We start from the raw sequence: 6,072 nt of genomic DNA on the forward strand, positions 1-6,072 counted from the left end.
GGACACGTCCGTCCAAGGTGTTTTTCCAGGTCCCGGGCCTCCATGGGTTTGCCGAGAAGGTAGCCCTGGGCCCGGTCGCAGCCCATGCGGGTCAGGGCGGAGAGCTGATCAGCCGTCTCGACCCCCTCCGCGACGACCAGCAGGCCAAGGCCCCTGGCGAGTCCGAGGATTCCGGCGACGAAGGCGTCAGAACCGTCTTCGCCGAGCCGGGTGACGAACGACCGGTCGATCTTGACCTCTGTGACCGGCAACCTGTGGAGCTGGGCCAAGGAAGAAAAGCCCGTCCCGAAATCGTCGATGGAAATTCCCACGCCGAGTTCGCGAAGTTCCCGAAGGTTGCGGTCGTTCACGGGGGAGTCGGTCATAGCTTGGGACTCGGTGACCTCCAAGGTGAGGGCGGCGGCAGTGAACCCGGTTTGTGCCAAGGTTTCCCGGACGAGGGCGGGGAAGCCGGCGTCGCTGAGTTGGGCCGAGGACACGTTCACGGCTATATCGATTGTGTGGCCGGCTGCCTGCCAGCTGGCGCCCGTCCGGCAGGCCTCAGAGAGCACATGGGCGCCGACCTCGGCGATCAGGTTGCTGTCTTCGGCCAGCGGAATGAACTCGCCCGGTGCCAGCCAGCCGAGGTCGGGGTGTTCCCACCGGACGAGCGCTTCCGCGGCGACTACGGCTTTAGTGATCGTGTCAATTTGCGGCTGGAAATGAACGCGCAGCTCACCGCGGGCGGCTGCGCCCCGCAGATCGCTCTCGAGCCGCAGGTAGTCCTGGCGCTGAACCTTGGGCGGAGTGTGGCCACGCGCCCGTGCTTTCGCCCGTACATCTCAAAGTCCGCTTTCGCGACCAGACGCCGGCCCGATTCAGCGTGCGAGCCAGGGTCACCGCCAGGGGAGGCGCCGCCCACCGTGCATCCAATGGCGACGTCGAGGAAGACCTTCCTGCCGTCGATCTCAACCGGGTGGGCCAGGCTCGACCGGATCTCGTCGGCAATCCGGTCGAGGTCCGACAACGTGTCGATCTCGGGTACCAGGACGACGAACTCATCCCCGCTGTACCGGGCCACGGTAGCTCCGTCACGAACGGTGCCCACCAGTTGGGCAGCGATATGCCGGAGTACAGTGTCGCCGGCGCTGTGGCCGAGGCCGTCGTTGATCCTCTTGAACCGGTTGACGTCGCAGAAGAGAAGGCCCACCTGGCTTCCCGTGCGGGCGGCACTGGCGAGGGCAGCCTCCAGCCGGTCCTCCAGGAGGGCCCTGTTGGGCAAACCGGTTAACGGATCATGCAGGGCCTGTCGGCGGGCATCCTCAAGAAGCCGGATCTTTTCCAGCGAGATGGCAGCCAAAGCTGCCAGCCCGCCCAGGCGTTCGCTGACGGAGCCCTCCAGGCTCGCAGGGCCCGGCCCCACCCAGTGCGCCAGTACGATCCCTGCGAGCTGGTTCCCGGCCATAATGGGGGCCGCGGCCAGAGCCGAAATGTTGAACTCTTCCAGCATGCCCCGCGCCCAGTCCGACCCGGCCTTGGTCACCAGCATCGGTGCGCACGTGGCGACCAGCTCCGTCAGCTCCGGGCTATCCTGGGCGGCGACGATATATGCGGCCAGCCGGTCCGCGAGCCCGCCGTGCCAGCCGCTCATGCCTGCTATGCGTACGCGGCCCGTCTCGGGATCCCACAGTGCGATCGCCGACCGGTCGGCACCCGACAGGGCCGGCACGGCGTCGGCGATGGAATTGGCCAAAGACGGCACCGTGGAGTGTTCGGCCAGAGAATTCGAAACATCCAACAATAGGCGCGCCGTTTCGCCGTGTTCCCGGGCCTCCGCGACAACACCGGCGATGTCGAGGCTGACGGCGGCGTGTCGTGCGTAGGCCGCCAGGGCCTCGGTGTCACCGGGAAAGAATTGTTGCCCGCTGTGCGCCACGGCGGCCAGGATTCCGTAAGAATGCTTTCCGGACTCGACTGGAACACTCACCACAGGCAGCCCGTCGAGGGCGGGTGAGTCGCGGGAAAGCGAGATCCCGGTCCCGTCCAGTGCCGCTGCCAACACGTCTCCCAATCCACGCGTCCGGACATGCCGGCCCCCTGCGGGTGTTCGGACGGCCAGCAGGTGGCCCGGTGCGTGCACCGCGCTGTCGGTTCGGTCCAGGATGCGGTCAAGAATGTCTTCCAGGGACTCGCTGTTCGCGAGGTCCGATGCGGCCCCTTCTAGAGTCCTCAGCCTGTGTTCGGTCTTCGAGCGGTGGTCGGCGGGTGGTTCACTCCGGGCGGGTTTTTGCAGCAGGGACCTGAGGCGCTGGAGCGGGGACACGGCCCACTTGATGTCGTAGCGGCACTCGGTTGCGCCGTCCGCCTGACAGCCCTTTCCGTGCTCCACCCGCGCGGGAGCCAACCCGAACAGGACCGGTACCTGGGCGAGGAAGCCGATCTGGCTGTCGCAGTCGACCCGGTTGGGCTGGTAAGGCGGCAGCACTTTCCAGCTGATTGACGCCGAGCCGTCGTCGGACCGTTCGCACGTGAGCAACGTCGCGGAATCAACCCGCGTCGAGAAGGGGGAGACGCTGCGGAACGCGACTGCCGGCGAGCCATATTCACGGCCCAGGTGCCGCCACCGCTCCATTCCCGGATCCTGAAAGTAGGTTGCACCGAGCCGCAGCCCGATCCTGGGGTTGGCCAGTTCGTCGGCGGCCGCTTCGAAGAGCCGCAGCTTTTCCGTGTAGGAAATTCTCCCCACAGCACTTTCGAGCACGTCCCTCCGGTCGCTCAGTCCGGCCCGGTGCAGAATCCGGTCGACACCAGCCGCACCGGCCTCCTCTTCAACAACCCGCAATAAAACGCGAGTGATACCCGTGGACGATCCGGGTACCAGATTGCCGGTCATACTCATCAATTCCCCCAAAACTCGTCTTCGGCCCGTGGCTGCAGATATGTCATAGCCGCACGCGTCTGGCTGAACGGGACGTTTACTGCTGGCGGGCGCCGCAGTAGGATGCAACGGCCAGGCCGCGCAKGGCTGGGAGGGGCCTAAACGTGGGCAGAGGGAGCATGCCATTGACCTTTGYTGTTCGGTAGCCCGGCTGACCGCGAGGGTCCCGTGGCTTTGCGTCCCCGGCTCGCACCGGGTTTGCCCTTTTCGACGAGCGGATGCCCAATCGATGGTGATATTAGCAAGAACTTCCAAGAATCCGCGTCAAAAAGGACACGGAGGCGGAATCCATGCCGTTTCCTGACCGGAATTCCCACCCACCACCCCCTGAGACGCTCCGGGCGGAAGAGCCCCCGGCCGGAGGTGGTTTGATTAGTCAGTGCTCCACCTCAAACGCCTGCTGGTCTTCGGCCTCTTCGCCCTCGGCGTCATCACCGCATTCTCCTTCTGGGCCATCCGGCAACCCGGTGTTGACGCCCGCACCGCTTTCTCGGCACCGCCCCGGGCGGAGGCCAAGCTTGAAGCGCTGACCGGCGGGATCAGTTCCGCGGTTAACGTGACCCGGAATCCCGACGCCGTGTGGCTGAGCCGCGCCGCGGCCGGGACCGGGATCCCTGCCCGGGCCCTCCGGGCCTATGTTGCGGCAGCGTCCGCAGCTAACAGCTCCACTCCGGGCTGCGGCATCGGCTGGAACACTGTGGCCGCCGTCGGCTTCGTTGAATCGGCGCACGGAACCTACGGCGGAGGCAGCCTTACCGCCGCCGGGCATGCGAGCGGCCCGATTGTGGGCCCGAGTCTTGACGGCGACGGGTTTGCCGCCATCGCCGATACGGACGGAGGCGCCCTCGATGGCGACGCGCGCTGGGACCACGCCGTCGGGCCCATGCAGTTCATCCCCACCACCTGGCGGCTTGTAGGCCGGGACGGAAACGGGGACGGGAAAGCGGACCCGTTCAACATCGATGACGCCGCCCTCAGCGCAGCCACCTATCTCTGCGACCACGGCCGTGACCTCAGCACAGACCAGGGGTGGACCGACGCCATCTATTCGTATAACCAGTCCGGCGCCTACATTCGCCAGGTGCGGGCCGAAGCGACCGCCTACGCCGCCAAGGCGGGTACCGCAGGCTAGGCCCGGAACCGTGGCGCAACGGGCCTCGGGAAGTTCATCCTCCGTCGGGTCTTGAGCCGCGGTGCAGGATCACCATAAGGTGAGGGCGACCCGCCAATCTTCAGGAGATGCCATGTCCCTCGTCCGCGTGCACAATTTCTCGGTTTCCCTCGACGGCTTCGGCACCGGCGAGGGCCAGCAGCTCGAGRCACCCTTCGGCCACGCGGGTTCGCGCCTGATGAAATGGGCCTTCGAGACGCGCACCTTCCGGCAGATGGGGCTCCCCGGGGAAGGCGAGGGATCCCAGGGTGTCGATGAGGCGTTCGCCAGCGCATGGGGTCCCGGGATCGGCGCGGAGATCATGGGGCGGAACAAATTCGGTCCCCAGCGCGGGCCGTGGGCCGACGAGGAATGGAAGGGCTGGTGGGGCGATAACCCGGTCTTCCACACGCCCGTGGTGGTGCTGACCCACCACCCCCGGCCGGTCCTCGAAATGGAAGGCGGGACAACGTTCCATTTCGTCGACGCCGACCCCGTTTCCGCGCTCGAGCAGGCCCGCGCCCTGGCCGGCGACCTCGACATCCGGATCGGCGGCGGCGTCAGCACGATCCGGCAGTTCCTTGAGGCTGACCTGATCGACCACATGCACGTCGTTCTTGTGCCGATCGTCCTCGGCCGGGGGGAACGGCTCTGGGACGGCCTCGAAGAACTCGAACAGCGCTTTGACATCGAAGCCACCGCGTCCCCGCAGGGCGTGGTCCACCTGATCTTCACCCGACGGCCCGCCAAGTAGGCAGGGCCCGCCGTCGCCGTCGACGGCGTGACGTCAGAGTCTGCGGCGCCCGGCCCACAGCCCGTGCAGCAGCGGAACGACTGAGGCGATCATCAGCACCCGGCCGAGCACACCGTCGTCGGCGAGAACGATCGAGCCCGCCACCAGCAGCGCGCCGAAAACCGCCGCCGATCCCGCCCGCTGCACAGCCCGGTCCAGCCGCGCCATCTGACGCTCCAGCCGCGGATTGGAGACTGAAACTGACCCGTCTTCGAAGCGGGTGATGAGCCCGTCGAGGCGTTTCGGCAGACGCAGGGCTGCCCCCGCGACGTCGAGCGCCTGCTGGGCCACATCCTGCACGATATTGCCGCGCTCGTCGCGCAGCAGCTGGCCAGCAAACGGTTCCACCGCGTCCCACAGATTGAACCGTGCATCCAATGCACTGCACACGCCCGAGGTCAGGGACATGGCCCTGATGATGAGCAGGAAATTCTCGGGCAACTGGAATGGCAGGGAGCGTATGAGGTCACCGAACTCCACCGCGAATTCCAGGAACTCGCGTTGGTCCACCTCGCGAAGTTCGGCGAAGCCCATCCCGCCAAAGCGTGCGAAGAGGTGCGTCATGGCCCGCTCGAGTTCGGCCCTGTTGGCGGAGGGGACCAGCACGCCGATGTCGCTGATCGCCGCCACGAGTCCCTGGCCGTCACGCGAGGCGGCGGCGATCAGCAGCTTCCGCAGTCCGCTGCGGGTGCCGGGCGGGACCTCGCCCATCATGCCGAAGTCGATGAACGTCAGCTTCCAGGGACGCCCTGCCGCCGGATCGGATGCCGGCGTGACGAAGATGTTGCCGGGGTGGGGATCGGCATGGAAAAAGCCGTTGGTGAAGAGCTGCTCGAACATGACCGACGCGAACACCGGAGCGACCTCCGCGGGATCGATGCCCGCCGCACGAAGGGCCTGGGCGTCCGTGATCTTGATGGCGGTGACGTTCTCCAGGGTGAGCACACGGCGTGTGGTCCACTCCCAGGCCACGGCGGGAACGTCCACCCTGTGGTCGTCGGTAAACTCGGCCGCAAAGCGTTCGGCATTCGCGGCTTCATGCAGGTAATCGATTTCCTCGAGGCTGGTTTGCGCGAATTCCTCCACCAGGGCGGGCATGTCCGCCCGCCGTGACACCAGCCGGATGCGGCTGAGCCAGCCCCCTACCTTGCGCAGGGCTGCGAGGTCGACGTCGACGATCGCATCAATGCCGGGACGCTGCACCTTCAGGAC

5 protein-coding genes and 1 riboswitch are annotated in these 6,072 nt (G+C 66.6%); of the genes, 2 read left to right on the plus strand and 3 right to left on the minus strand.

Annotated features, from left to right (window positions below; all coding sequences use genetic code 11):
* Together AC1DHD_RS13245 and AC1DHD_RS13250 are read right to left on the minus strand one after the other, a co-directional pair.
* The coding region (locus AC1DHD_RS13245; protein WP_476880161.1) for a putative bifunctional diguanylate cyclase/phosphodiesterase at positions 1-758 on the minus strand (758 nt) is incomplete at its 3' end.
* Positions 665-2,872 carry a diguanylate cyclase domain-containing protein gene (locus tag AC1DHD_RS13250; RefSeq protein ID WP_476880157.1) on the minus strand — a complete coding sequence of 736 codons (2,208 nt, stop codon included), beginning with the start codon at positions 2,870-2,872 and terminating at the stop codon, positions 665-667. The genes AC1DHD_RS13250 and AC1DHD_RS13245, both read right to left, overlap by 94 nt.
* A 183-nt stretch (positions 2,873-3,055) precedes the next feature.
* A riboswitch (cyclic di-GMP riboswitch) is annotated at positions 3,056-3,130 on the minus strand.
* A gap of 166 nt (positions 3,131-3,296) precedes the next feature.
* On the opposite strand from AC1DHD_RS13250, the gene AC1DHD_RS13255 reads away from it, so the two are divergent.
* Together AC1DHD_RS13255 and AC1DHD_RS13260 are read left to right on the plus strand one after the other, a co-directional pair.
* On the plus strand, positions 3,297-4,049 hold the full coding sequence (locus AC1DHD_RS13255) for a lytic transglycosylase domain-containing protein (protein WP_476880158.1): 753 nt from the start codon (positions 3,297-3,299) through the stop codon (positions 4,047-4,049).
* 112 nt (positions 4,050-4,161) lie between these two features.
* Positions 4,162-4,821: a dihydrofolate reductase family protein gene (locus tag AC1DHD_RS13260; RefSeq protein WP_476880159.1), complete on the plus strand. Its 660-nt coding sequence runs from the start codon at positions 4,162-4,164 to the stop codon at positions 4,819-4,821.
* Between the two features lie 33 nt (positions 4,822-4,854).
* Here AC1DHD_RS13260 and AC1DHD_RS13265 read toward each other — a convergent pair.
* Positions 4,855-6,072 (minus strand): ABC1 kinase family protein (locus AC1DHD_RS13265; RefSeq protein ID WP_476880160.1); only part of this gene is annotated, 1,218 nt, incomplete at its 5' end.

Source organism: Arthrobacter sp. 05L45_2 (genome assembly GCF_056397525.1).